The organism is Citrobacter sp. MGH106, from assembly GCF_001037495.1.
Classification (GTDB): domain Bacteria; phylum Pseudomonadota; class Gammaproteobacteria; order Enterobacterales; family Enterobacteriaceae; genus Citrobacter; species Citrobacter murliniae.
Genome location: NZ_KQ089822.1, coordinates 82,634 through 107,894, shown reverse-complemented (window position 1 = coordinate 107,894; position 25,261 = coordinate 82,634). Strand labels below are relative to the sequence as shown.

23 protein-coding genes and 2 tRNA genes are annotated in these 25,261 nt (G+C 50.9%); 7 read left to right on the top strand and 18 right to left on the bottom strand.

Features of this window, described 5'->3' with window-relative positions:
- Positions 1-112 precede the first annotated feature (112 nt).
- The 4 genes from infB to SK36_RS00495 all read right to left on the bottom strand — a co-directional run bounded on the left by infB (position 113) and on the right by SK36_RS00495 (position 5,080).
- On the bottom strand, positions 113-2,803 hold the full coding sequence (infB, locus tag SK36_RS00510) for a translation initiation factor IF-2 (RefSeq protein WP_045448023.1): 2,691 nt from the start codon (positions 2,801-2,803) through the stop codon (positions 113-115).
- 24 nt (positions 2,804-2,827) lie between these two features.
- Complete coding sequence (gene nusA, locus SK36_RS00505) at positions 2,828-4,315, bottom strand: transcription termination factor NusA (protein ID WP_045448026.1); 1,488 nt, start codon at positions 4,313-4,315, stop codon at positions 2,828-2,830.
- A 28-nt stretch (positions 4,316-4,343) separates the two neighbouring features.
- Positions 4,344-4,796, bottom strand: coding sequence for a ribosome maturation factor RimP (gene rimP / locus SK36_RS00500; protein ID WP_045449801.1), 453 nt, complete (start codon positions 4,794-4,796; stop codon positions 4,344-4,346).
- A 207-nt stretch (positions 4,797-5,003) separates the two neighbouring features.
- Positions 5,004-5,080 (bottom strand) — tRNA-Met (locus tag SK36_RS00495).
- Positions 5,081-5,425: 345 nt separating this feature from the next.
- Between SK36_RS00495 and argG the strand changes: the two genes are divergently transcribed.
- Entirely contained in the window at positions 5,426-6,769 is a 1,344-nt protein-coding gene (argG, locus tag SK36_RS00490) for an argininosuccinate synthase (RefSeq protein WP_048220491.1), read from the top strand.
- Positions 6,770-6,946: 177 nt separating this feature from the next.
- On the opposite strand, the gene SK36_RS00485 is transcribed toward argG, so the two are convergent.
- From SK36_RS00485 to SK36_RS00475, 3 genes are all read right to left on the bottom strand, one after another.
- Positions 6,947-7,033: transfer RNA gene (locus tag SK36_RS00485), tRNA-Leu, on the bottom strand.
- A 9-nt stretch (positions 7,034-7,042) separates the two neighbouring features.
- On the bottom strand, positions 7,043-7,375 hold the full coding sequence (gene secG / locus SK36_RS00480) for a preprotein translocase subunit SecG (RefSeq protein WP_003025000.1): 333 nt from the start codon (positions 7,373-7,375) through the stop codon (positions 7,043-7,045).
- 169 nt (positions 7,376-7,544) lie between these two features.
- Complete coding sequence (locus SK36_RS00475) at positions 7,545-8,438, bottom strand: LysR family transcriptional regulator (protein ID WP_048220490.1); 894 nt, start codon at positions 8,436-8,438, stop codon at positions 7,545-7,547.
- 151 nt (positions 8,439-8,589) lie between these two features.
- On the opposite strand from SK36_RS00475, the gene iadA reads away from it, so the two are divergent.
- A complete protein-coding gene (iadA, locus tag SK36_RS00470) occupies positions 8,590-9,723 on the top strand; it encodes a beta-aspartyl-peptidase (RefSeq protein WP_048220489.1) in 1,134 nt (377 codons plus the stop codon).
- Between the two features lie 10 nt (positions 9,724-9,733).
- Entirely contained in the window at positions 9,734-11,200 is a 1,467-nt protein-coding gene (gene dcuC, locus SK36_RS00465) for a C4-dicarboxylate transporter DcuC (RefSeq protein ID WP_048220487.1), read from the top strand.
- A 51-nt stretch (positions 11,201-11,251) separates the two neighbouring features.
- Here dcuC and glmM read toward each other — a convergent pair whose 3' ends face one another.
- From glmM to rlmE, 4 genes are all read right to left on the bottom strand, one after another.
- On the bottom strand, positions 11,252-12,589 hold the full coding sequence (glmM, locus tag SK36_RS00460; RefSeq protein ID WP_048220486.1) for a phosphoglucosamine mutase: 1,338 nt from the start codon (positions 12,587-12,589) through the stop codon (positions 11,252-11,254).
- Complete coding sequence (gene folP / locus SK36_RS00455) at positions 12,582-13,430, bottom strand: dihydropteroate synthase (RefSeq protein WP_048220485.1); 849 nt, start codon at positions 13,428-13,430, stop codon at positions 12,582-12,584. The genes glmM and folP overlap by 8 nt, the downstream gene beginning before the upstream one ends.
- Before the next feature lie 98 nt (positions 13,431-13,528).
- On the bottom strand, positions 13,529-15,460 hold the full coding sequence (ftsH, locus tag SK36_RS00450) for an ATP-dependent zinc metalloprotease FtsH (protein WP_045448044.1): 1,932 nt from the start codon (positions 15,458-15,460) through the stop codon (positions 13,529-13,531).
- Between the two features lie 99 nt (positions 15,461-15,559).
- A complete protein-coding gene (gene rlmE, locus SK36_RS00445; protein WP_004106110.1) occupies positions 15,560-16,189 on the bottom strand; it encodes a 23S rRNA (uridine(2552)-2'-O)-methyltransferase RlmE in 630 nt (209 codons plus the stop codon).
- Between the two features lie 125 nt (positions 16,190-16,314).
- Between rlmE and yhbY the strand changes: the two genes are divergently transcribed.
- Positions 16,315-16,608, top strand: coding sequence for a ribosome assembly RNA-binding protein YhbY (yhbY, locus tag SK36_RS00440; RefSeq protein WP_003025016.1), 294 nt, complete (start codon positions 16,315-16,317; stop codon positions 16,606-16,608).
- A 155-nt stretch (positions 16,609-16,763) separates the two neighbouring features.
- Here yhbY and greA read toward each other — a convergent pair whose 3' ends face one another.
- Positions 16,764-17,240 (bottom strand): transcription elongation factor GreA, encoded by a 477-nt coding sequence (gene greA, locus SK36_RS00435; RefSeq protein WP_045448047.1) that lies wholly within the window; start codon positions 17,238-17,240, stop codon positions 16,764-16,766.
- 248 nt (positions 17,241-17,488) lie between these two features.
- Here greA and dacB point away from each other — a divergent pair, with 248 nt between their 5' ends.
- Positions 17,489-18,925, top strand: coding sequence for a serine-type D-Ala-D-Ala carboxypeptidase (gene dacB / locus SK36_RS00430; RefSeq protein WP_045448049.1), 1,437 nt, complete (start codon positions 17,489-17,491; stop codon positions 18,923-18,925).
- Positions 18,926-19,023: 98 nt separating this feature from the next.
- On the opposite strand, the gene cgtA is transcribed toward dacB, so the two are convergent.
- The 4 genes from cgtA to rplU all read right to left on the bottom strand — a co-directional run bounded on the left by cgtA (position 19,024) and on the right by rplU (position 21,892).
- Positions 19,024-20,196, bottom strand: a complete 1,173-nt coding sequence (gene cgtA / locus SK36_RS00425; protein WP_045448051.1) for an Obg family GTPase CgtA — start codon at positions 20,194-20,196, stop codon at positions 19,024-19,026.
- Between the two features lie 15 nt (positions 20,197-20,211).
- Positions 20,212-21,177: a DMT family transporter gene (locus tag SK36_RS00420; RefSeq protein WP_048220484.1), complete on the bottom strand. Its 966-nt coding sequence runs from the start codon at positions 21,175-21,177 to the stop codon at positions 20,212-20,214.
- Positions 21,178-21,303: 126 nt separating this feature from the next.
- On the bottom strand, positions 21,304-21,561 hold the full coding sequence (gene rpmA, locus SK36_RS00415) for a 50S ribosomal protein L27 (RefSeq protein ID WP_003025030.1): 258 nt from the start codon (positions 21,559-21,561) through the stop codon (positions 21,304-21,306).
- Positions 21,562-21,580: 19 nt separating this feature from the next.
- Positions 21,581-21,892, bottom strand: a complete 312-nt coding sequence (gene rplU / locus SK36_RS00410; RefSeq protein WP_003025032.1) for a 50S ribosomal protein L21 — start codon at positions 21,890-21,892, stop codon at positions 21,581-21,583.
- A 258-nt stretch (positions 21,893-22,150) separates the two neighbouring features.
- Here rplU and ispB point away from each other — a divergent pair, with 258 nt between their 5' ends.
- Together ispB and sfsB are read left to right on the top strand one after the other, a co-directional pair.
- The gene (gene ispB, locus SK36_RS00405; RefSeq protein WP_048220483.1) at positions 22,151-23,122 is read left to right on the top strand and encodes an octaprenyl diphosphate synthase; all 972 of its coding nucleotides are present in this window, start codon (positions 22,151-22,153) and stop codon (positions 23,120-23,122) included.
- Between the two features lie 230 nt (positions 23,123-23,352).
- Positions 23,353-23,637 (top strand): DNA-binding transcriptional regulator SfsB, encoded by a 285-nt coding sequence (gene sfsB, locus SK36_RS00400; RefSeq protein WP_045448058.1) that lies wholly within the window; start codon positions 23,353-23,355, stop codon positions 23,635-23,637.
- A 53-nt stretch (positions 23,638-23,690) separates the two neighbouring features.
- On the opposite strand, the gene murA is transcribed toward sfsB, so the two are convergent.
- Together murA and ibaG are read right to left on the bottom strand one after the other, a co-directional pair.
- Positions 23,691-24,950, bottom strand: a complete 1,260-nt coding sequence (gene murA / locus SK36_RS00395) for a UDP-N-acetylglucosamine 1-carboxyvinyltransferase (RefSeq protein ID WP_045448061.1) — start codon at positions 24,948-24,950, stop codon at positions 23,691-23,693.
- Positions 24,951-25,003: 53 nt separating this feature from the next.
- The gene (gene ibaG / locus SK36_RS00390; protein WP_003025040.1) at positions 25,004-25,258 is read right to left on the bottom strand and encodes a BolA family iron metabolism protein IbaG; all 255 of its coding nucleotides are present in this window, start codon (positions 25,256-25,258) and stop codon (positions 25,004-25,006) included.
- Positions 25,259-25,261: the final 3 nt, after the last annotated feature.

Here is a 25,261-nt window from a genome sequence, read left to right as displayed (position 1 = left end):
CCCCTTTTTAAATTTCATTGCCGGGTGGCGCTTCGCTTACCCGGCCTACCTCAAATAAGCTTCTATGGATTGGGCTGTCACAACACATCAACAGCCCAAAAGACGACGAAGATTATGCGATGGTACGTTTGATTTCGATGATTTCGAATACTTCGATCATATCGCCGGTACGTACGTCGTTGTAGTTCTTAACGCCGATACCACATTCCATACCGTTACGGACTTCGTTGACATCATCTTTGAAGCGACGCAGGGATTCCAGCTCGCCTTCATAGATAACCACGTTGTCGCGCAGGACGCGGATTGGGTTGTGACGTTTAACCACACCTTCGGTAACCATACAGCCTGCGATAGCGCCGAATTTCGGTGATTTGAACACATCACGGACTTCAGCCAGACCGATGATCTGCTGTTTCAGTTCCGGAGACAGCATACCGCTCATCGCTGCTTTCACTTCGTCGATCAGGTGATAGATGACGGAGTAGTAACGCAGATCCAGACTTTCAGATTCAATCACTTTACGTGCAGAGGCATCAGCACGTACGTTGAAGCCAACCAGAATCGCGTTGGATGCAGCAGCCAGAGTTGCGTCGGTTTCGGTGATACCACCAACCCCAGAACCGATGATCTTCACTTTTACTTCGTCGGTAGACAGTTTCAGTAAAGAGTCGGAGATCGCTTCTACAGAACCCTGAACGTCTGCTTTCAGTACGATGTTCACTTCGTGAACTTCGCCTTCGGTCATGTTAGCGAACATGTTCTCGAGTTTAGATTTCTGCTGACGAGCCAGTTTAACTTCACGGAATTTGCCCTGACGATACAGTGCAACTTCACGCGCTTTCTTCTCGTCACGTACGACGGTAACTTCGTCACCGGCAGCCGGAACACCGGACAGACCCAGAATTTCCACCGGAATGGATGGACCTGCTTCCAGTACTTCCTGACCCAGTTCGTTACGCATTGCACGAACGCGGCCATACTCGAAACCACACAGAACGATATCGCCTTTGTTCAGCGTACCTTCACGAACCAGAACCGTTGCTACCGGACCACGACCTTTATCCAGGAAGGATTCGATAACCGCACCGCTCGCCATACCTTTACGAACAGCTTTCAGTTCCAGAACTTCGGCCTGCAGCAGGATTGCATCCAGCAGCTCGTCGATACCGGTACCCGCTTTCGCAGATACGTGTACGAACTGGCTTTCGCCGCCCCACTCTTCCGGCATGATACCGTACTGGGACAGTTCATTTTTAACGCGATCTGGATCCGCTTCTGGCTTATCGATTTTGTTGACCGCTACCACAACCGGCACCTGCGCCGCTTTCGCGTGCTGGATAGCTTCGATGGTCTGCGGCATCACGCCGTCGTCTGCAGCGACAACCAGTACAACGATATCCGTTGCCTGAGCACCACGAGCACGCATAGAAGTAAACGCGGCGTGACCCGGGGTATCCAGGAAGGTGATCATACCGTTGTCAGTTTCAACGTGGTACGCACCGATATGCTGAGTAATGCCGCCCGCTTCGCCTGAGGCCACTTTCGTTGAACGAATGTAGTCCAGCAGAGAGGTTTTACCGTGGTCAACGTGGCCCATGATGGTCACTACCGGTGCGCGAGCTTCAGCTGCAGCACCTGTATCACGGTCGCTCATTACCGCTTCTTCCAGCTCGTTTTCACGACGCAGGATAACTTTGTGGCCCATCTCTTCGGCAACCAGCTGCGCGGTTTCCTGGTCAATAACCTGGTTAATAGTGGCCATTGCGCCCAGCTTCATCATCGCTTTGATAACCTGAGAGCCTTTAACCGCCATCTTGTTCGCCAGATCGCCAACAGTGATGGTTTCGCCAATCACAACGTCACGGTTAACAGCCTGAGCCGGCTTCTGGAAGCCCTGCTGCAGAGAAGAACCTTTACGCTGTTTACCACCTTTACCGCCGCGAACTGCTGCACGAGCTTCTTCACGGTCAGCTTTAGATTCAGCGTGTTTGTTGCCTTTTTTCGCCGGACGCGCTGCTTTCGTGCTGCGAGTACGGCCACGGCCGCCTTCTACTTCACGATCGTTCTCGTCTTCTGCCTGGCGAGCATGCTGAGAAGTGGTGACGTGATAATCACTCTTATCTTCTTCCACTTTCTCTTGCTCTGCCCAAACACCGGCATTCTCTTCCGCCATACGACGGGCCTCTTCAGCCACACGACGCGCTTCTTCTTCAAGCTTACGGCGCGCTTCTTCTTCCGCTTTACGCTTCAGTTCAGCGGCTTCATTTTCACGGCGGGCTTTTTCGGCCTGGGCGGTTTTAGTCATATCGTCGGTCTGTTGATTGCTCACTTTGTCTTTTTCCGCAGCTTCACGTTTCGCTTTATCAGCGGCTTCACGTTTAGCTTGTTCTGCGGCCTCACGTTCGGCTTTTTGTTGCGCCTCGCGTTTGGCAGCTTCTTCTGCCTCACGACGGGCTTGCTCTTCCGCTTCACGCTGCGCCTGCTCTTCCGCGGCAAGGCGTTCAGCCTCTTGCGGATCGCGTTTCACAAAGGTGCGTGTCTTGCGGACTTCGATTTGTACCGATTTACTTTTTCCACCGGTACCAGGAATATTGAGAGTACTGCGCGTTTTACGCTGCAATGTTAACTTATCCGGCGCCGATCCATTTTCACGGTTCAGGTGCGCCAGTAAGGTTTGTTTCTCTTGTGCGGACACAGAATCATCAGCAGACTTCGGGATACCAGCATCAGCAAATTGCTGAACCAGGCGATCCACGGAGGTCTGAATCTCTGCAGCCAGCGTTTTTACGGTTACATCTGTCATACTGTTCCTTCCTGCTACAGTTTATTACGCTTCGTCGCCGAACCAGCAAATATTACGGGCAGCCATAATCAGCTCACCGGCTTTTTCGTCGGTCAACCCTTCGATATCAGCCAGATCATCAATGCCCTGTTCAGCGAGATCTTCCAGCGTACAAACACCACGGGCAGCCAGTTTGAATGCCATTTCGCGATCTAATCCTTCCAGATTCAGCAGATCGTCAGCCGGTTTGTTATCACCGAGGCTTTCTTCCTGGGCCAGTGCCAGAGTGGTCAGTGCGTTTTTAGCACGCTCGCGCAGCGCTTCAACGGTCTGCTCATCAAGGCCGTCAATTTCCAGCAGTTCTTTCATTGGCACATAGGCCAACTCTTCCAGCGTAGCAAAACCTTCTTCCACCAGAACCGTCGCGAAATCTTCATCGATATCGAGATACTTGGTGAAGGTATCAATGGCTGCATGCGCTTCAGCCTGATGCTTAGCCTGCAGGTCATCAACGGTCATGACGTTGAGTTCCCAACCGCTCAGTTGTGAAGCCAGGCGGACGTTCTGACCATTACGTCCAATCGCCTGAGCCAGGTTACCGGCTTCAACCGCGATATCCATGGTGTGTTTATCTTCATCCACCACGATAGAAGCGACGTCTGCTGGCGCCATTGCGTTGATCACGAACTGTGCCGGGTTATCATCCCACAGGACGATATCGATACGCTCGCCACCCAGTTCGGTAGAAACCGCCTGAACACGCGCACCGCGCATACCCACACAAGCACCAACCGGATCAATGCGCTTATCGTTGGTTTTCACCGCGATTTTCGCACGAGAACCCGGATCGCGAGCTGCCGCTTTAATTTCGATCACTTCTTCGCCAATTTCTGGCACTTCAATGCGGAACAGTTCAATCAGCATTTCCGGCTTGGAACGCGTAACAAACAGTTGCGCACCACGCGCTTCCGGGCGAACAGAATACAGAACGCCACGAATACGGTCTCCCGGGCGGAAGTTTTCACGCGGCAGCATGTCTTCACGCAGGATCACAGCTTCAGCGTTACTGCCGAGGTCCAGAGAGATGTTGTCGCGGTTTACTTTCTTCACCACACCAGTGACGATTTCGCCTTCGTGTTCACGGAATTGATCAACAACCATCGCACGTTCAGCTTCACGTACTTTCTGCACGATAACCTGTTTCGCGGTCTGGGTAGTGATACGGTCAAAGGTTACAGATTCAATCTGATCTTCAACATATTCACCCACGTTCAGACTTTCGTCTTCGTAACGTGCAGCTTCCAGCGTAATTTCTTTGGTTGGCTGAGTGACTTCTTCCACAATTACCCAACGGCGGAAGGTATCGAAGTCACCGCTTTTACGATCGATCTCTACGCGAACGTCGATCTCTTGTTCATATTTTTTCTTTGTTGCTGTAGCCAGCGCACTTTCCAGCGCTTCAAAAATTTTCTCGCGTGGCAGCGCTTTTTCGTTGGATACGGCTTCAACAACAGCCAAAATTTCTTTGTTCATCGCGGGCTTTTCACCTCAATCCAGACTGTTAAAAGTGGGGAACCAGGTTCGCCTTCTGGATATTACTCAGCGCGAACACTTCATCTTTACCTTCGACTGTGACAGTGATCATTTCACCATCCACCGCTTTGATAACGCCCTGCCATTTACGACGGTTTTGCACCGCCATACGAAGAACCAGCGTGACTTCTTCACCCAGGAAACGCACGTAGTGTTCAGCCGTGAACATAGGACGGTCGAGACCCGGTGAGGAGACTTCCAGGTTATAAGCTACCGTGATCGGATCTTCGACATCCATCACAGCACTTACCTGGTGGCTCACATCAGCACAATCATCAACATTGATGCCATCTTCACTATCAATATAGATGCGCAGTGTGGATGTGCGACCGCGAATAAATTCGATGCCGACCAGCTCGTACCCCAAGGCTTCAACTGGCGCTTTAATCATCTCTGTTAATTTTTGCTCTAATGTGGACAAGCCCACCCCCAAGACATAAAAAAAGGGCCTAAAGCCCAGTTATTCTGTAGTCAGATAACAAAAAACCCCGATAAATCGGGGCTTTAGATAACTGAACCCTATAACCGCACCTGCGGTTCGGAGAACCTTCCGAAAGAATTTTTTTCAAATCCAGCTACGAAGGCTTAAGTCTTCACAGTATATTTGAAAAAGAACTCTAAGGGAAAGTGGTTGCGGGGGCCGGATTTGAACCGACGACCTTCGGGTTATGAGCCCGACGAGCTACCAGGCTGCTCCACCCCGCGCCTGAAACGTGGCAAATTTTACTCGTTTTGGGTAAAAAATGCAAATACTGCTGGGATTTGGTACCGAGGACGGGACGTAAAATCTGCGCACAGTATATTGATTCTTTATACGTTATGTCAACCTTGATACTACTATGCAAATGGATGAATGCTGACGGATGCATAATAAACAGAACGCAATAGCAATAAAATCGCCGTCTACGCCGTTATTTAACGAAATTATCACTAAACTCTTCCTGTCATCCTTAAAAGATGATTAAATGAAAACTCACTTATTTTGCATAAAAATGCAATCAACATAAAAAACCGACCTCTTCACCAGTCTATCAAGCAGGGTTTTATTTTATGACGACGATTCTCAAGCATCTCCCGGTAGGTCAACGTATTGGTATCGCTTTTTCTGGCGGCCTGGACACCAGTGCAGCACTGCTGTGGATGCGACAAAAAGGGGCTGTCCCATATGCATATACTGCGAATTTGGGCCAGCCAGATGAGGATGACTATGACGCCATTCCTCGCCGTGCAATGGAGTATGGTGCTGAGAATGCTCGCCTGGTAGATTGCCGTAAGCAGTTGGTTGCTGAGGGGATCGCCGCAATTCAGTGTGGTGCATTCCACAACACCACGGGTGGACTGACCTACTTCAACACCACTCCACTGGGTCGTGCCGTGACCGGTACTATGCTGGTAGCCGCCATGAAAGAAGATGGTGTGAATATCTGGGGCGACGGCAGCACCTATAAAGGAAACGACATTGAGCGTTTCTATCGTTACGGTTTGTTGACCAACGCGGAACTTCAAATCTACAAACCGTGGCTGGATACCGATTTCATCGACGAACTCGGCGGTCGCCATGAGATGTCCGAATTTATGATCGCCTGTGGTTTCGACTACAAAATGTCTGTCGAAAAAGCCTATTCCACTGACTCTAATATGCTCGGCGCGACCCACGAAGCGAAAGATCTGGAATTCCTGAACTCCAGCGTCAAAATCGTCAACCCGATTATGGGCGTCAAGTTCTGGGATGAAAGTGTGAAGATCCCGGCTGAAGAAGTGATTGTCCGTTTTGAGCAGGGGCATCCGGTTGCACTGAACGGCAAAACCTTCAGCGATGACGTAGAGATGATGCTGGAAGCCAACCGCATCGGTGGCCGTCACGGTTTGGGCATGAGCGATCAAATTGAAAACCGTATTATCGAGGCGAAAAGCCGTGGCATCTATGAAGCCCCGGGAATGGCGCTTCTGCATATCGCTTACGAGCGTCTGCTGACTGGTATTCATAACGAAGATACCATTGAACAATACCACGCTCACGGTCGCCAGCTTGGCCGTCTGCTGTATCAGGGCCGCTGGTTCGACTCTCAGGCGCTGATGCTTCGTGATGGTTTACAACGTTGGGTAGCAAGCCAGATCACCGGCGAAGTGACGCTGGAGCTGCGTCGCGGTAACGATTATTCGATTCTCAATACTGTGTCCGACAATCTGACCTACAAACCAGAACGTCTGACCATGGAAAAAGGTGATTCAGTGTTCTCACCGGACGATCGTATTGGACAACTGACCATGCGTAACCTGGACATCACCGATACCCGCGAGAAACTGTTCGGCTACGCCCAGTCTGGTTTGCTGATTGCATCTTCCACAACTGGCCTGCCACAGGTAGAGAATCTGGAAAACAAAGCGAAGTAATCGCGTTACAAAAATGACAAAAGCCGCGCAAGCGGCTTTTTTATGCGCTGAATTTAAAGTGAGTATCATGCAGGCTGGATAAAGACTTCACCGCCCTTCTTTAGAGAGGAAACCTGTGTTTACACAAACTTCAAATGCAAAAATGGACGCTAATTAGCGTCCATTTTCTTTGGAATTTGGTACCGAGGACGGGACTTGAACCCGTAAGCCCTATTGGGCACTACCACCTCAAGGTAGCGTGTCTACCAATTCCACCACCTCGGCACTGAAATCTTAGCGTGGGATATCGCTGGTCGGCTGAGCCGGAGCAGCTGGCTGAGTTTGCTCGGTTTTCGCCGGTGCACTCAGATTTTCCCACTCACTTCCTTTATTGGTCTTATTGCTGTTCATGTTACCCAGCACCAGACTGATGATGAAGAACAAGGTTCCCAATACAGCTGTCATTCGGGTCATGAAGTTACCAGAACCACTTGAACCAAACAGTGTACCAGAAGCGCCTGCGCCAAAAGAGGCTCCCATATCAGCGCCTTTACCTTGCTGCAGCATGATCAAGCCAACCAGGCCAATTGCCACAATAAGGAAAACTACTAAAAGAGCTTCGTGCATAATCAACCTGTTCCTTGCGGAGTTGCCGCGTACCAATGCTTCGACCAATAAAGCGGGACCGTTATACTGTTTCCCACTGAAGCGGGTGTGAATACTAACCAAAGCGAATAACCTTCGCAAGGGCAATTTGTTTGCATTGTATCAACTGCGGAAAAAATCGCCATATCAATCAAAAACGCAGCAACTTATCCCAGCATCTCTGCATAACTGACCGCTGATCCTCAAGATTAGCCCAGACAACAACCGGGATTTCACTTATCAGCTCTGAATTCTCTGGCCAACAGTGGATAATATCCTGATTCACCAACTCCTCAGCCACCATCGATTCCGGTAACCATGCCATCCCCATATGGCGCAGCACCATTTCTCGTATCGTTTCGCTTAAACCACTCTCAAACACCTTTTTCAACCGTGGTCGCACACACTGTTCTAACGGGTCAATAATACGCCTGACAAAGGTGTAGTCGCTGTAGCATAGCCAAGGGATGTGTACGCCTGGATCATCAAGACTGTCCGCCAGCTGTGCAGAAATTACCGGGATAAAACGCTCATACCGCCACAAGGCTCGTTTTAACCCTCCGGCAATCTCCAGCCCCGGCTGCGACGAGGGCAAATCATAGGTTACCAGTAGATCAATTTGGCGGTTTATCAAAGCATTAAAGTGGTTATCAATCCCCTGAATGCAGGCATTTACCGTAAAATTTAATTGTGGTTCGCTTTGTCGCAGATAGTTGATCATGTCAGGCAGGATATTCACCGACAACGTATGCAAACTGACCATTACCAGCGTGTTATCTGTTGCTGGCATCATTGCGGACAGCTCATGGCGCGCTTCCGTCAATGTACTCAGAACATGCCGGGCATAAGGTTCAAAACGCTCGCCATAGGAGGTCAACGTAACGGGAGTCGTGGTGCGATCGAACAGCGGGACACCCAGCACCTCCTCCAGCGCCTTAATACGCCGGCTTAGTGCTGGTTGAGTGATATGCCGCTGTGTAGCGGCCTGGGAGTAATTCCCATGCTGACTTAAAGCCAGAAAATCTTCTAACCACTTACAATCCACTTCAAACTCTCCGTCATGCCATAACAGTATCCACCGATAACAAATCGGAAATAGTCACAGTTATAGTAATGGCTTTAATGTGGACATCATAACAACAATATTCTGTTTCACCTGCCGAGTCTCCTTCCCCTTGACGTTTGACAGGACTGATATGTTTACTTTACTGACCAATGCCCGTGTATTTTCCCCTGAAGATTTAGGCCTCTGCTCCCTGCTCATACATGCCGATCGTATTGTGGCAGTAGAAAAAGATATTTCACTCTTTGATGGCGTCAAAGACGTCATCGATTGCCGGGGTAAGTGGGTTATCCCTGGTATTATCGATCAGCACGTCCATCTTACCGGCGGTGGTGGTGAAGCAGGGTTTGCCAGCCGAACACCTGCCGTCAAATTGCGCGATCTGATTCTGGCCGGTATTACAACGGTCGTCGGTGTGCTTGGCACCGATGCTATCTCTCGTTCCCCCAAAGATCTCTACGCAAAAATGCAGTCTCTTAACCTGGAGGGACTACGTGCGTTTATGCATACCGGAGCCTATGCGGTACCCAGCCCGACGATTACGCAATCCATTCGCGATGATATGGCATTTATCCCGGCGATTCTCGGTGTGAAAATCGCTCTTGCCGATCACCGTGGCTCATATCCCTCTTTCCAGGAGTTGTTGAGAATAGTCAGCGATATCCGGGTCGCCTCACTGCTGGCAGGTAAAAAAGGGTTACTGCATGTCCACCTCGGCAACCTGCCGGAAGGAATGTCGCAACTTGTGGAGCTTTGTGATGCAGGGATCCCGATCCACCATATTTCGCCAACCCATGTTGCAAGAACAGAGGCGTTGTTCGAACAGGCTACCAATTTCGCGCGTCGCGGTGGCCATATTGACGTGACGTCTGGCGGTAGTCGATTTATGCCTCAGGAAGAAGCTATTCTCCACGCACTGGAAGCTCAGGTTCCAGCCGATCGCATTACCATTAGCTCTGACGGCAACGGCAGTGTGCCACGCTTTAACGCTCAAGGAATTGTTGAAGGATTAAGTGCAGCCCCGGTAGCCGGTAACCTCAATTTGCTTCCTCGCCTGATCGATGTCGGTATTCCAGTATCTCAGGCGGTCGCGATGATGACGGCGAACGTCGCACGATCGTTGGGGATTTCCGGCGGCATGCTTTGCGCTGGAGAACGGGCCGATATTTGCGTACTCAATAACGATCTCTCACTGGCGCATCTGTTTGCCGCTGGCAAGCCGTTACTGCGTGATGGTGAATGCCTGGTTAACGGCAATTTTGAGTGAGGATGTAAAAATGTCATTATTGCTGGCGCTAGTCGCCATTATTTTTGCCGGACGCCTGATCCTGAAAAAGTATCACCCACAATCGGTGCTACTGTTGACCGGGATTGTGCTGCTGCTCATCGCACATTTTAGCGGGCTGACCACGCTCAGTAGTCTGGTGAAAAAAAGCACCGGGTTTGGCCCCTTTGATGCCTTTGAGTTTATACGCGATACCCTGAGCGTTCGCCTCGGCGGTCTCGGACTGCAAATTATGCTGATTGGCGGCTTTGCCACCTATATGTCGGCAATTGGTGCAAGCCAGGTACTGGTTCGTGTCACTTCCCGGCCTTTACAGCGTCTGAACTCCCCTTATCTGCTGCTTGGGCTTGCATTATTGCTGGGGCAATTCCTGTCGCTGTTTATCAGCAGCGCCACGGGCCTGGGATTACTACTGATGGCAACGCTTTACCCATTACTGACTCGTCTGGGTTGTAGTCGTGCTGCGGTAGCAGCCGTGATCGCCAGTACTTGCGCGGTTGAGTTTGGGCCCGGTTCAGGCAACTCTGTGCTGGCGGCTAAAACTGCGGGTATCGAGGTCGTGAACTATTTTGTCCAGGACCAGCTTCCCATCGTCGTACCCGTTATTCTCTTCATCGCCCTGCTCCATATCGTTGTTCAGCGTTTTTTCGATCGCCGGGAAAGTGGGGACCATGTGACTCAGCAGATGCAAACATTAACATCAACCGAAGAAACCAACGCACCGATAGCATGGCTGTTCCTGCCAATGCTACCGCTGGTATTGATGTTGTTATGTAGCGACCTGCTGTTCAGTTCACTAAAAATCACCCTGGATACAGCCGTACTGATAAGCCTGGCCATTACGTTGATTTGCGAGTATTGCCGCCACCGAAAAGCGCGTGATGTAATGGCAGGTGTGCAAAAAGTTTTCGACAACATGGGCAGCGTTTTTGCCACCGTCGTCACGCTGATTATCGCTGGTGAAGTTTTTTCTGCCGGGCTGAAAGCAATTGGCGCAGTCGATGCGCTCCTGTCACTCTCCGGTGAATTTGGTCTCAGTGCCGCTTCGATTATCTTGCTGATGACACTGATCACCTTCGCAATTTCGGCACTAATGGGTTCCGGAAACGCGGCGTTTTTCTCTTTCGCACCGATGGTGCCGGATATCAGTCGCCATATTGGGAGCGACATTGCGGTGATGATGCTGCCTATTCAGATATCAGCGGGCATTGGTCGAACGTTATCGCCGATTGCCGGCGTTATCATTGCCATTGCGGGGATCGCTGGCGTATCACCGGTGGATATTGTTAAACGTACCGCAATTCCGATGCTGGGAGGATGGTTGTTAATGATTGTGCTGACATTTGCACGTTCAGGGCATTTGCTGGCGGTTCTGCCGTGGTTGGCGGGTCTTGTGCTAATAATGGCCGGGGGCTACTTCTGGCAACATCGACGCAAACAGGCACTTTCAGCACAGTAAAAAAAAAGCCGGAGTCCTGTCCTGGACTCCGGCGCTGATTCTTTACAAGCGTTAAACCGCTTTCACAGCATCCGCAATACGGTGAGCGAACTCTGTTACCTGCGCTTCATCTTCACCTTCCACCATCACTCGTATTAATGGCTCAGTGCCTGATTTACGCAGCAGCACACGCCCACGGCTGCCCAATGCTGCTTCAACATCTGCCATCACCGCTTTCACGTTTTCATTTTCCAGCGGATCGCCGCTGCCAGCAGTAAAGCGAACATTAACCAGCAACTGCGGGAACATTTTCATTCCACTGCACAGGTCGTGCAGACTCATATGGTTACGAACCATCGCTGCCAGCACCTGCAGACCCGCCACAATACCGTCACCAGTGGTAGTTTTATCCAGCAGGATCACGTGACCCGAGTTTTCAGCCCCGATGCGCCAGCCTTTTTCCTGCATTTTTTCCAGCACATAGCGGTCACCCACTTTTGCACGGGCAAACGGGATCCCCAGCTGTTTCAGTGCCAGTTCCAGCCCCATGTTACTCATCAGCGTACCGACAGCACCGCCACGCAATTGCCCCTGACGCAAAGCCTCACGGGCAATGATATACATGATTTGATCGCCATCGACCTTGTTACCTTCATGGTCAACCATGATCACGCGATCACCATCACCGTCCAGCGCAATACCCAAATCGGCTTTTTCAGCTATCACGCGAGCCTGCAGCGCACGGACATCGGTAGCACCAACTTCTTCATTGATGTTAACGCCATTCGGCTCACAGCCAATCGCAATCACGTTAGCACCGAGTTCACGCAGTACATTTGGAGCAATGTGATACGTTGCACCGTTAGCGCAATCCACCACGATTTTTAACTCATTCAGACTCAGTTCATTCGGGAATGTGCCTTTGCAGAACTCAATATAACGACCGGCAGCATCGACAATACGGGTCGCTTTACCCAGTTCAGCCGAGTCCACACAGGTAATCGCTTTTTCCATCTCGGCTTCAATAGCCTCTTCAACCGCATCTGGCAGTTTGGTCCCATCGGTGGAGAAGAATTTAATCCCGTTATCATAAAATGGGTTGTGCGAGGCAGAAATAACAATTCCGGCTTCAGCGCGGAAAGCGCGAGTCAGATAAGCGACGGCAGGCGTAGGCATGGGGCCGGTGAAAGAGGCAGACAGACCAGCAGCAGCCAGGCCCGCTTCCAGCGCAGACTCCAGCATATAGCCGGAAATACGCGTATCTTTACCGATAATGATTTTGCGAGAACCATGACGTGCCAGCACTTTTCCTGCCGCCCAACCCAGTTTGAGCACGAAGTCAGGGGTGATTGGAGCATCACCTACGCGGCCGCGGATCCCATCAGTGCCAAAATATTTACGATTACTCATAGCGTTTGTTTTCCTTTGCAGACAATGTGGCTTCCACCACACGCATCGCTTCTACGGTTTCTTTGACGTCATGGACACGAATAATCTGCGCCCCCTGCATTGCGGCAATCACCGCGCATGCGAGGCTACCACTCAGACGCTCAGATGGACCCACATTGAGCAACTGGCCAACCATTGATTTTCGTGACATTCCTACCAGCAGCGGCAGATTAAAATGATGAAACTCTGCCAGGCGTGCCAGTAATGTGTAGTTGTGAGCAAGATTTTTACCGAATCCGAATCCAGGGTCGAGCAGCAATTTATCTTTTGTGATTCCGGCCCTTTCACAACGCGCTATTTGCTCAATAAAGTAACGATTTACCTCAACAAAGACATCTTCATACTTTGGCGCTTCCTGCATAGTTTTCGGCTGTCCCTGCATATGCATCAGGCAAACCGGCAATCCGGTTTCCGCCGCCGCTTCCAGCGCCCCCGGTTCAGAAAGCGAGCGAATGTCATTAATGATATGTGCGCCAACTCTGGTACATTCGCGAATGACTTCCGGTTTCGAAGTATCTACTGAAATCCACACTTCAAAACGTTGAGCAATGGCCTCAACGACCGGGATCACACGCTCCAGCTCTTCTTCCACGCTCACGTCTGCGGCACCTGGACGAGTGGACTCGCCCCCCACATCAATGATAGTCGCCCCTGCGTTAATCATCAGATTTGCGTGTTTCACTGCTTCAACCAGCGTATTGTGTGCCCCGCCATCGGAAAAGGAGTCTGGCGTAACGTTTAAAATTCCCATTACGTGGGGATGACTGAGATCCAGTGAAGAACCCTGAGCAAAGAGTTTCATAGTTTTATCCCTGGTAAAATCTTGAGTAAGCAGATAAGAAAAACCCCGGAGCAAGCCCCAGGGTTTTCAATTAAAACATGGTCATCAACAGCGATAACTTATTTGTCGCCTAACTGCTCTGACATGTTGCCCGCATTCGGCGTACGCGGCTCTTCAGTCGGACGCGGCGCACTCGGGGTGCCATTGTTGCCAGAGTTGTTAGAAGTACCAGACTCTTCCCAGCCAGCTGGCGGGCGCACATCACGACGAGCCATCAGGTCATCAATCTGTGGTGCATCGATAGTCTCATATTTCATGAGCGCATCTTTCATCGAGTGCAGAATATCCAGGTTATCGTTCAGAAGACGACGAGCGCGGTCATAGTTACGTTCAATCAGCAATTTAACTTCCTGATCGATGATGCGCGCAGTTTCATCGGACATATGTTTTGCTTTCGCAACAGAACGTCCCAGGAACACTTCGCCTTCTTCTTCCGCATACAGCAACGGACCCAGTTTTTCAGAGAAGCCCCACTGCGTCACCATGTTACGCGCCAGGTTAGTCGCGACTTTAATGTCGTTCGACGCACCGGTAGAAACATGTTCTGCACCGTAGATGATCTCTTCAGCCAGACGACCGCCGTACAGCGTAGAGATCTGGCTTTCCAGTTTCTGACGGCTGGCGCTGATTGCGTCGCCTTCAGGCAGGAAGAAGGTAACACCCAGCGCACGACCGCGCGGAATAATCGTCACTTTATGCACCGGATCGTGTTCCGGTACCAGGCGACCGATAATCGCGTGGCCCGCTTCGTGATACGCGGTGGATTCTTTCTGCGCTTCCGTCATCACCATGGAGCGACGTTCCGCACCCATCATGATTTTGTCTTTCGCTTTCTCGAATTCAACCATCGACACAACGCGCTTGTTGCCACGGGCAGCAAACAGTGCCGCTTCGTTCACCAGGTTCGCCAGGTCTGCACCGGAGAAGCCAGGGGTACCACGGGCAATGATTGCCGCATCGATGTCCGGAGACAGCGGTACGCGACGCATATGCACTTTCAGGATCTGTTCACGACCACGAACATCCGGCAGACCAACAACAACCTGACGGTCAAAACGGCCTGGACGCAACAGCGCAGGGTCAAGAACGTCCGGACGGTTAGTTGCCGCGATAACGATGATACCTTCGTTACCTTCGAAACCATCCATCTCAACCAGCATCTGGTTCAGCGTTTGCTCACGTTCATCATGACCACCACCCAGACCTGCGCCACGCTGGCGACCTACGGCGTCGATTTCATCGATGAAGATGATGCACGGTGCAGCTTTCTTGGCCTGTTCGAACATGTCACGCACACGAGATGCACCGACACCCACGAACATTTCCACGAAATCAGAACCGGAAATAGTGAAGAATGGAACCTTTGCTTCACCCGCGATGGCTTTCGCCAACAGGGTTTTACCCGTACCCGGAGGACCGACCATCAGGACGCCTTTCGGGATTTTACCGCCCAACTTCTGGAAACGGCTAGGTTCGCGCAGGTATTCAACCAGTTCAGCCACCTCTTCTTTCGCTTCGTCACAACCTGCAACGTCAGCAAAAGTGGTTTTGATCTGATCTTCCGTCAGCATGCGCGCTTTACTCTTACCGAACGACATGGCGCCTTTGCCACCACCGCCCTGCATCTGACGCATAAAGAAGATCCAGACACCAATCAGCAGCAGCATTGGGAACCAGGAAATGAAGATAGAAGCCAGCAGGCTCGGCTCTTCAGGCGGCTCGCCAACAACCTTGACGTTTTTGGTCAGCAGGTTATCAAGCAGCTTCGGATCGTTAACCGGGATGTAGGTCGTGTAACGGTTACTATCTTTCTTGGTAACGTTAATCTCACGTCCGTTGATACGCGCTTCACGAACCTGGTCCTGATTGACCTCTTGCAGGAAGGTAGAGTAATCAACCTTACGGCCATTAGACTCGCTGGGCCCAAAGCTCTGGAATACTGACATCAGCACAACGGCAATGACCAGCCAGAGTATTAGGTTTTTCGCCATGTCACTCAAGGGATTAACCTCATATTACAACTGTGTTAAAAACAGCGTCAGGATACTCTATATCCAGCGTCTTTCAAACTTCCGTTTGAAATCTACCGGTTATGGTTTACGCCCGGTCGCTACAATGTACACTTCACGCGAACGGGCGCGAGAAGAGTCCGGCTTACGAACTTTGACCTTCGTAAACAGGGAGCGAATCTCTCTTAGATACTCATCGAAACCTTCGCCCTGGAACACCTTCACTACAAAACTACCACCTGGCGCTAATACATCACGAGCCATTCCAAGCGCCAGCTCTACCAGATACATGGCCCGGGGAATATCCACCGCCGGTGTTCCACACATATTTGGCGCCATATCAGACATGACAACTTGTACTTTACTGTCACCTACGCGCTCAAGTAACGCTTTCAGGACTAATTCATCACGAAAGTCGCCCTGAAGGAAGTCCACACCAACGATTGGATCCATAGGTAAAAGATCACAAGCGATAATGCGGCCGCTGTTCCCGATCTGCGTAACCGCATATTGCGACCAGCCACCGGGTGCAGCGCCGAGGTCAACAATCGTCATCCCCGGCTTAAAAATCTTGTCACTCTGCTGTATTTCATCAAGTTTAAACCAGGCACGGGAACGTAACCCCTTTTTCTGTGCCTGTTGAACATATTTATCGCTAAAGTGTTCCTGAAGCCAGCGGCTTGAGCTGGCAGAACGCTTTTTACCTGTCATTTCACTTTCCCATCGGGCAGTTCATCGTAACCAATGGTGTAAATTTCTACACAGCTATTTGGCGATATAAGGGAGATGGCGGTAGAATGACCCGTTTTCAATCCCAACGTAAGCAAAAATATACGATGAATCTGAGTACTAAACAAAAACAGCACCTGAAAGGTCTGGCACATCCGCTCAAGCCTGTAGTTATGCTTGGCAATAATGGTTTGACCGAAGGGGTACTGGCCGAGATTGAACAAGCGTTAGAGCACCATGAACTTATCAAGGTGAAAATCGCCTCGGAAGATCGCGATACTAAAACCTTGATCGTGGAAGCTATCGTACGCGAAACCGGCGCCTGTAATGTACAGGTCATCGGCAAAACGCTGGTACTGTATCGCCCGACTAAAGAACGTAAAATCTCGCTGCCACGCTAAGAATATCCCAAAATTGAACACGAAGTTTGTGTAAAACGCGGGAGTTTCTGCTAGCAGGAGAGCAAAATGCCACGCTCTCTTCGTTGATAAAAGGCCGCTATGCGGCCTTTTTCCTTTCTTTACAATACATCAACATCTTGAGTATTGGGTAATTCTTACAGGTATTCTACCTTAATCACTTCATATTCCACTTCACCGCCCGGCGTTTTGATAACCACCACATCATCCTGCTCTTTACCGACCAGGCCACGCGCGATAGGGGAATTCACAGAAATCAGGTTCTGTTTAAAATCAGCTTCATCATCGCCCACGATGCGCCAGGTCTGCTCTTCGTCGTTATCGAGATTCAGCACTGTTACCGTTGCACCGAAAACGACGCGGCCATTGTTTGGCATTTTAGTGACATCGATAACCTGCGCGTTGGACAGCTTAGCTTCGATATCTTTAATGCGCCCTTCGCAGAATCCCTGCTGTTCACGGGCCGCGTGATACTCCGCGTTCTCTTTAAGATCACCGTGCTCACGAGCATCGGCGATAGCGGCGATAATTTCAGGGCGGCGCACAGATTTCAGAAAATCCAGCTCTTCGCGCAGTTTTTCAGCACCACGTAAGGTCATAGGGATAGCTTGCATTTGTTATACCTCTTGAACATTCCTGTAGGGGGCGCTTGTCTTCACCCCGGCTGCTAAGCCCACCCTGGCATACGCCATGCCAGAGTCAGAAGCAAAAAAATACCGACCCGGGGCACAAAGCTCCAGGTCAGCTACGATTTTCTATTTGATGATCATTTTACCCTGGAGTTCCCTATGGGTCATCGTTTACTTTTTGGGGCGTTGCGCCGTAGTATGACGGCCTGTTTCCAGGTTGTTAGCGCGAGATTATGCGATTTTCCAGATTTACCATTGGATTGACTGCCACTATAGCGGCGTTCAGCGTTCAGGCTGCGAATGTTGACGAGTACATCAACCAGCTTCCTGCTGGGGCCAACCTCGCCCTTATGGTACAGAAGGTCGGGGCCCCTGCACCCGCGATTGATTACCATAGCCAGCAGATGGCGCTACCCGCCAGTACCCAAAAAGTTATCACCGCCCTCGCGGCATTGATTCAGCTTGGGCCTGACTTTCGTTTTACCACGACGCTTGAGACAAAAGGCAATGTGGAAGGCGGGATATTGAAGGGTGACTTAGTAGCGCGATTTGGTGCCGATCCGACGCTAAAACGCCAGGATATTCGCAATATGGTGGCGACCCTGAAAAAAGCAGGCGTAACGCAAATTGACGGAAATGTCCTTATTGATACGTCCATTTTTGCCAGCCATGATAAAGCGCCAGGCTGGCCCTGGAACGACATGACGCAGTGTTTCAGCGCCCCGCCTGCAGCAGCAATTGTCGATCGTAACTGTTTCTCTGTTTCGCTTTACAGCGCACAAAAACCAAACGACCTCGCCTTTATTCGCGTAGCATCTTACTACCCGGTCACCATGTTCAGTCAGGTACGCACGCTGGCACGTGGTTCTGCGGAAGCCCAATATTGTGAACTGGATGTGGTTCCTGGCGATCTGAACCGCTTCACGCTGACTGGTTGTCTGCCTCAGCGCGCCGAACCTCTGCCTCTCGCGTTTGCCATTCAGGATGGTGCCAGCTATGCCGGAGCCATTATCAAAGATGAGCTGAAACAAGCAGGTATAACCTACAGCGGTACACTGCTGCGCCAGACGCTGGTCAACGAGCCAGGCACTGTTGTTGCCAGCAAACAGTCAGCACCTTTGCACGATCTGCTTAAGATTATGCTGAAAAAATCGGACAACATGATTGCCGACACCGTTTTTCGTATGATTGGCCACGCACGATTTAATGTGCCGGGAACCTGGCGTGCAGGCTCCGATGCCGTACGCCAGATCCTGCGCCAGCAAGCAGGTGTTGATATTGGCAACACCATCATTGCTGATGGTTCAGGACTGTCGCGTCATAACCTGATTGCGCCCGCCACCATGATGCAGGTGCTGCAATATATTGCGCAGCATGATAATGAGCTGAACTTTATCACGATGCTGCCGCTGGCAGGCCATGATGGCTCTCTGCAATACCGTGCTGGTCTGCATCAGGCAGGCGTCGATGGCAAAGTCTCTGCGAAGACAGGCTCTTTACAAGGGGTTTATAACCTCGCCGGGTTCATTACCACGGCAAGTGGGCAACGGATGGCGTTTGTGCAATACCTGTCTGGCTATGCGGTTGAGCCGGCAGACCAGCGCAACCGCCGTATTCCTTTGGTACGCTTCGAGAGTCGGCTGTATAAAGACATTTATCAGAACAACTAAGAACATTTCTTGCCGGATAGCGGCTCACGCCCTATCCAGCCTACGGAAAAAAAACGGGCCGCATAAGCGGCCCGTTAGCTATTCATCGGATGACAAAATTAACGCTTGTAGATGAACTCAACGCCTTCTTCGTCGTCTTCGTCCCAGTCGTCATCCCAGTCATCTTCCGCTTCGTCTTCGACCTCTGCGAGCTGCTGACGGTGATAATCGTCCCACATGAACTCCACTTTCTCCGGCTGTTTCGCTTCTTCAGCCTGAACAATCGGGTTCTCAATGATGAAGGTCATCACATCCCAGCAAAGATCTTTCACACCCAACTGACTGGCGGCAGAGATCAGATAATATTTACCTTCCCAACCCAGCGCTTGCGCGATCGCTTTCGCTTTTTCTTCCGCTTCAGTCTTGTCCATCAAATCAATTTTGTTAAACACTAACCAACGCGGCTTAGAAGCCAGATCCTGACTGTATTTTTCCAGTTCACCGATAATGATACGGGCGTTTTCTACCGGATCTGAACCGTCAATTGGATCGATATCGATGAGGTGCAGCAGCACGCGACAACGTTCCAGATGTTTCAGGAAGCGGATCCCCAAACCTGCGCCTTCAGCAGCCCCTTCAATCAAACCCGGGATGTCGGCAACCACAAAGCTCTTTTCGTTGTCCATACGCACAACACCCAGGCTAGGAACCAGGGTGGTGAACGGATAATCCGCGACTTTCGGCTTCGCTGCAGATACCGCACGAATAAACGTCGATTTACCGGCGTTTGGCATGCCCAGCATACCCACATCCGCTAACAGCATCAGCTCCAGCATTAGATCGCGCTTATCTCCCGGTGTACCCATCGTTTTCTGACGTGGAGTACGGTTAACCGAGGATTTAAAACGGGTGTTACCCAGGCCGTGCCAGCCGCCTTTCGCGACCATCAGACGTTGCCCGTGTTTGGTCATGTCACCCATGGTTTCGCCCGTACCCTGATCGATAACGCGCGTACCTACAGGGACTTTGATGGTGACGTCTTTACCACGCTTACCGGTGCAATCACGGCTCGCGCCATTCTGACCACGTTCCGCACGGAACGATTTTTCAAAGCGATAATCGATCAGCGTGTTCAGGTTTTCGTCGGCTTCCAGCCATACGTCACCACCATCACCGCCATCGCCGCCATCCGGGCCGCCTTTCGGGATATACTTTTCGCGGCGGAAGCTGACGCAACCATTACCGCCATCACCTGCAACGACCAGGATCGATGCTTCATCAACAAACTTCATTTTACTCTCCGTAAATCATTCGCCTGAGCGGGGTTGCGAAACCACCGTTTCATGCTTACGTAAACCGCCCCAAATACGATGACCAATGGCGGAATACATCGCGCCCGCAACCACGATAAACGCACCGAGATAACCTAAAAGGTTTAGCATCGGTCTGGCGAAGAAATCGGGCCAGGCCAGTGATAATAAATCTGAAAATAACAGCGTAAACAGCGGCGTGAGCGTAATAATGGCGCTCACCTGCGCCGCCTGCCAGCGTGCCATCGCTTCCGCGAGGGCGCCGTATCCTACCAGCGTATTCAGGCCGCAGAACACCAGACAGGCAAGCTGCCAGTCGCTAAGCTGCGCTATTACACCGGGTTTAGCCAAGGGCAATAGCGCCATCGTACATAAAGTGTACAGTAAAAACAGGATCTGCGGTGAAGCCAGGCGACGCAATAACACCTTTTGCGCAACCCCATAGCTCACCCAAACCATCGCCGCGCCGACACCAAAAATCACACCCCAGGTGTAATCGGTCAGCTTGGTGAAAATTTCGATCAGACTGGTATTAAAAAACAACACCAGCCCGCTCAGAAGCATAATGGCGCCAATAACCTGCGTACCACGCATCTTTTCTTTCAGAATAAAGACGCTGGCGATCATCATGCCAACCGGTGACAGTTGACCGATAACCTGCGAAGCCGTTGGGCTCAAATATTGCAAAGAAGAACTAAACAGAATGAAGTTACCGAACAGCCCACCCGTGGCGATAGCCAGTAGTACCAGCCAACGCGCTTTACGAAAAATACGCAAAGGTGGGAGCTTTTTTTTAACCGCAAGAATAGCTCCAAGGCCAATGCTTGCCATTAAAAAACGGTAGAACACCACGGTAGGAGGCTCCATCACCTCCAGCACTTGCTTCATCGCTATTGGTAAAGCACCCCAACAGACTGCGGTCGTGAGTGCCAAAAGAATACCAATACCTGCCTGCTGCTTCATGCCGTATTCCCTGCAAGGGCTCGTTCCGGATTGCGACGGTACAACGAGCATATTTACCGGTCGTCGAATGTAAAAAGCCCCGCAACGTGTTGCGGGGCTTTTATCCGTTACCGGGACGCGAAAAACTTATTCAGCAACAATGCTGATGAATTTACGGTTTTTCGGGCCTTTCACTTCAAATTTCACTTTACCGTCTGCTTTAGCAAACAGAGTGTGGTCTTTGCCGCAACCAACGTTAGAGCCAGCGTGGAATTTAGTACCACGTTGACGAACGATGATGCTACCAGCCAAAACTGTTTCGCCGCCGAAGCGTTTTACGCCCAGACGTTTAGCTTCTGAATCGCGACCGTTACGAGTCGAGCCGCCAGCCTTTTTATGTGCCATTTAACCTGCTCCCCTTAACTTAAGCGCTGATGCCAGTGATTTTCACATCAGTGAACCACTGACGATGGCCCTGCTGCTTACGATAGTGTTTACGACGACGAAACTTAACAATCTTAACTTTCTCGCCACGACCGTGAGCAACAACTTCAGCTTTGATAACGCCGCCATCAACGAAAGGAACGCCGATTTTGACTTCTTCACCGTTTGCGATCATCAGAACTTCTGCGAATTCAACAGATTCGCCAGTTGCGATGTCCAGCTTTTCCAGGCGAACGGTCTGACCTTCGCTTACTCGGTGTTGTTTACCACCACTTTGGAAAACCGCGTACATAAAAAACTCCGCTTCCACGCACACCTTTTTGATGATTCAGAGTGCGCTATAAATATTCACAATAGGGCGCGAATATTACGCAAAACGCGAGCCTTTGACAAGTGCTACCGTCAATACATGAAGAAAAAAAACACAACACGTACGGCAACGTTTATCTGTGGCGTTTTTTCAGTACAATCAGCATATATTTCTAACCCTAAACCCGACGTTACCTTGTCATACTGTGAGGTAATCGGGGCGAGAAGCCCGGCTTTTGCGATGAATTTAGAAAAAATCAATGAGTTAACCGCGCAAGATATGGCGGGTGTCAATGCAACAATCCTTGAACAGCTCAATTCCGACGTTCAGTTGATCAATCAGTTGGGGTACTACATCGTTAGCGGTGGCGGAAAACGTATTCGCCCGATGATCGCCGTACTCGCTGCTCGCGCCGTTGGCTATCAGGATAATGCACACGTTACGATCGCGGCCCTAATCGAGTTTATCCACACCGCGACTCTGCTTCATGACGATGTTGTGGATGAATCCGATATGCGCCGAGGCAAAGCAACGGCGAATGCCGCATTTGGTAATGCGGCCAGCGTGCTGGTCGGCGATTTTATCTATACTCGCGCCTTTCAAATGATGACCAGCCTCGGTTCACTGAAGGTGTTGGAGGTTATGTCGAAAGCGGTAAACGTCATTGCCGAAGGTGAAGTTCTGCAGTTGATGAACGTAAACGACCCGGACATTACCGAAGAAAACTATATGCGCGTTATCTACAGCAAGACTGCGCGTCTGTTTGAAGCAGCGGCCCAATGTTCTGGCATTCTGGCCGGTTGTAACGCTGAGCAGGAAAAAGGGTTGCAGGATTATGGCCGCTATCTCGGCACCGCTTTCCAGCTAATTGACGATTTACTGGATTACAGCGCAGATGGCGAACAGTTGGGTAAAAACGTCGGCGATGACCTCAATGAGGGTAAACCTACACTTCCGCTGCTACATGCCATGCGTCATGGTACTCCAGAACAGGCGCTGATGATTCGCCAGGCTATTGAGCAAGGGAATGGTCGTCACCTTCTGGAGCCCGTTCTTGAAGCTATGAATGCCTGCGGTTCACTGGAGTGGACTCGCCAGCGTGCAGAAGAAGAAGCCGATAAGGCCATTGCCGCACTTCAGGTTCTTCCTGATACGCCGTGGAGAGAAGCCCTGATCGGCCTGGCACATATCGCGGTTCAGCGCGACCGTTAATCCCCCCTGAATCATACATTATCCCGTGCCACGCACGGGATAATCCTATAAGTTCCAATAAACACCTTTTGCACTATCCCTCTGACAGAACCAACGCTAGCCCTCCTGGCATATTCTGAATATTCTCAAACATTACACGAACATTTTAGAGCATTCATTCTCTGAGCGTATAGTGTTTAGACAGGATTATTGTGACAGCGTAAGTGGTTAACCAAAGGAGTGATGGATTTATGGAAAGCAAACTCATTGACTGGCATCCGGCAGACATCATCGCAGGGCTACGCAAAAAAGGAACGTCAATGGCAGCAGAGTCGCGAAAAAACGGATTAAGCTCATCGACACTGGCGAATGCGTTAACACGACCATGGCCAAAAGGAGAAGTGATTATTGCGAACGCGCTAGGAACGGATCCCTGGGTTATTTGGCCATCGCGTTATCACGATGCAAAGACACATGAATTCATCGACAGAACGCGCATGATGAGAACCCGCAAAGAGAAAAAGAGTCTCGAGTGAGTCGGGCAGTCCCCTCCATATCAAAGATATGGGGGGACAAGAAGCGTTAACGATTACTCGCCTTTCACACGCTCAATGTTTGCGCCCAGCGCACGCAGTTTATCTTCGATGCGCTCATAGCCGCGATCGATGTGATAAATACGATCGACAACCGTCGTACCTTCTGCAATACATCCAGCCAGTACCAGACTTGCTGACGCACGTAAATCTGTTGCCATAACTTGCGCACCAGAGAGTGTTTCAACGCCGTGGCAAATAACGGTATTGCTTTCGATTTCCGCGTGAGCGCCCATACGGCTCAGCTCCGGCACGTGCATAAAGCGGTTTTCAAACACCGTTTCCGTGATGAAGCCAGTCCCTTCCGCAACCAGGTTCAACAGCGTGAACTGAGCCTGCATATCGGTAGGGAACGCCGGATGCGGCGCAGTACGCACGTTAACCGCTTTCGGACGCTTACCGTGCATGTCGAGACTAATCCAGTCTGCACCAACTTCAATATCGGCGCCCGCATCACGCAGCTTAGCCAGAACAGCATCCAGCGTGTCCGGCTGAGCGTTACGGCAGATAATTTTGCCACGAGAAATCGCCGCTGCAACCAGGAAGGTCCCGGTTTCAATACGGTCAGGTAGAACGCGATACACGCCGCCACCAAGGCGTTCAACACCCTCAATGGTAATACGATCGGTACCCTGACCACTTACCTTCGCGCCCAGTGCAATCAGGAAATTAGCGGTATCCACAATTTCCGGTTCGCGTGCGGCGTTTTCGATGATGGTGGTACCTTCTGCAAGCGTTGCCGCACACATGATGGTTACCGTCGCACCGACGCTAACTTTGTCCATCACGATGTGCGCGCCTTTCAGACGACCATCAACGGACGCTTTCACATAACCCTCTTCCAGCTTGATGGTTGCACCCAATTGCTCAAGGCCAGTAATGTGCAGATCAACCGGACGCGCACCAATAGTACAGCCACCCGGCAGTGAAACCTGGCCCTGACCAAAGCGGGCTACCAGCGGCCCCAACGCCCAGATGGACGCACGCATAGTTTTAACCAGGTCATATGGCGCGCAGAAGACGTTTACGTCACGAGCATCAATGTGCACGGAACCATTGCGTTCAACTTTCGCACCCAACTGGCTCAGCAACTTCATTGAGGTGTCAACGTCTTTCAGTTTTGGGACGTTTTGGATCTCTACAGGTTCTTCTGCCAGCAACGCCGCAAACAGGATCGGCAGTGCAGCGTTTTTAGCGCCTGAAATGGTGACTTCGCCCTGGAGCTTAGTTGGCCCCTGAACACGGAATTTATCCATTATTCTGTTCTCTGTTAAGAATTCATATTCGCTACCGGTGCAGCACCCGTAGCTCAAAAACCGTTAAGTTTGCGATCGCGCGCCCATTCCGCTGGGGTAAATGCTTTGATCGACACAGCATGAATGCGGTTATCCGCAATGTATTCCATCAACGGGCCATAGACTGATTGCTGCTTCTTGACCCGGCTCATGCCTTCAAACATCTCACCCACGGCAATAACCTGAAAGTGACTGCCATCGCCAGAAACGTGGACTTCCTGGAGGGAGAGTGCATTCATCAGCACGCTCTGAATTTCATTATTTTCCATGGG

Bases quoted from the DNA above. Each gene is read 5' to 3' on its own strand.
- infB (WP_045448023.1), bottom strand. From the start codon at position 2,803: ATGACAGATGTAACCGTAAAAACGCTGGCTGCAGAGATTCAGACCTCC.
- nusA (WP_045448026.1), bottom strand. From the start codon at position 4,315: ATGAACAAAGAAATTTTGGCTGTTGTTGAAGCCGTATCCAACGAAAAA.
- argG (WP_048220491.1), top strand. From the start codon at position 5,426: ATGACGACGATTCTCAAGCATCTCCCGGTAGGTCAACGTATTGGTATC.
- secG (WP_003025000.1), bottom strand. From the start codon at position 7,375: ATGCACGAAGCTCTTTTAGTAGTTTTCCTTATTGTGGCAATTGGCCTG.
- iadA (WP_048220489.1), top strand. From the start codon at position 8,590: ATGTTTACTTTACTGACCAATGCCCGTGTATTTTCCCCTGAAGATTTA.
- dcuC (WP_048220487.1), top strand. From the start codon at position 9,734: ATGTCATTATTGCTGGCGCTAGTCGCCATTATTTTTGCCGGACGCCTG.
- glmM (WP_048220486.1), bottom strand. From the start codon at position 12,589: ATGAGTAATCGTAAATATTTTGGCACTGATGGGATCCGCGGCCGCGTA.
- folP (WP_048220485.1), bottom strand. From the start codon at position 13,430: ATGAAACTCTTTGCTCAGGGTTCTTCACTGGATCTCAGTCATCCCCAC.
- ftsH (WP_045448044.1), bottom strand. From the start codon at position 15,460: ATGGCGAAAAACCTAATACTCTGGCTGGTCATTGCCGTTGTGCTGATG.
- rlmE (WP_004106110.1), bottom strand. From the start codon at position 16,189: ATGACAGGTAAAAAGCGTTCTGCCAGCTCAAGCCGCTGGCTTCAGGAA.
- yhbY (WP_003025016.1), top strand. From the start codon at position 16,315: ATGAATCTGAGTACTAAACAAAAACAGCACCTGAAAGGTCTGGCACAT.
- greA (WP_045448047.1), bottom strand. From the start codon at position 17,240: ATGCAAGCTATCCCTATGACCTTACGTGGTGCTGAAAAACTGCGCGAA.
- dacB (WP_045448049.1), top strand. From the start codon at position 17,489: ATGCGATTTTCCAGATTTACCATTGGATTGACTGCCACTATAGCGGCG.
- cgtA (WP_045448051.1), bottom strand. From the start codon at position 20,196: ATGAAGTTTGTTGATGAAGCATCGATCCTGGTCGTTGCAGGTGATGGC.
- SK36_RS00420 (WP_048220484.1), bottom strand. From the start codon at position 21,177: ATGAAGCAGCAGGCAGGTATTGGTATTCTTTTGGCACTCACGACCGCA.
- rpmA (WP_003025030.1), bottom strand. From the start codon at position 21,561: ATGGCACATAAAAAGGCTGGCGGCTCGACTCGTAACGGTCGCGATTCA.
- rplU (WP_003025032.1), bottom strand. From the start codon at position 21,892: ATGTACGCGGTTTTCCAAAGTGGTGGTAAACAACACCGAGTAAGCGAA.
- ispB (WP_048220483.1), top strand. From the start codon at position 22,151: ATGAATTTAGAAAAAATCAATGAGTTAACCGCGCAAGATATGGCGGGT.
- sfsB (WP_045448058.1), top strand. From the start codon at position 23,353: ATGGAAAGCAAACTCATTGACTGGCATCCGGCAGACATCATCGCAGGG.
- murA (WP_045448061.1), bottom strand. From the start codon at position 24,950: ATGGATAAATTCCGTGTTCAGGGGCCAACTAAGCTCCAGGGCGAAGTC.
- ibaG (WP_003025040.1), bottom strand. From the start codon at position 25,258: ATGGAAAATAATGAAATTCAGAGCGTGCTGATGAATGCACTCTCCCTC.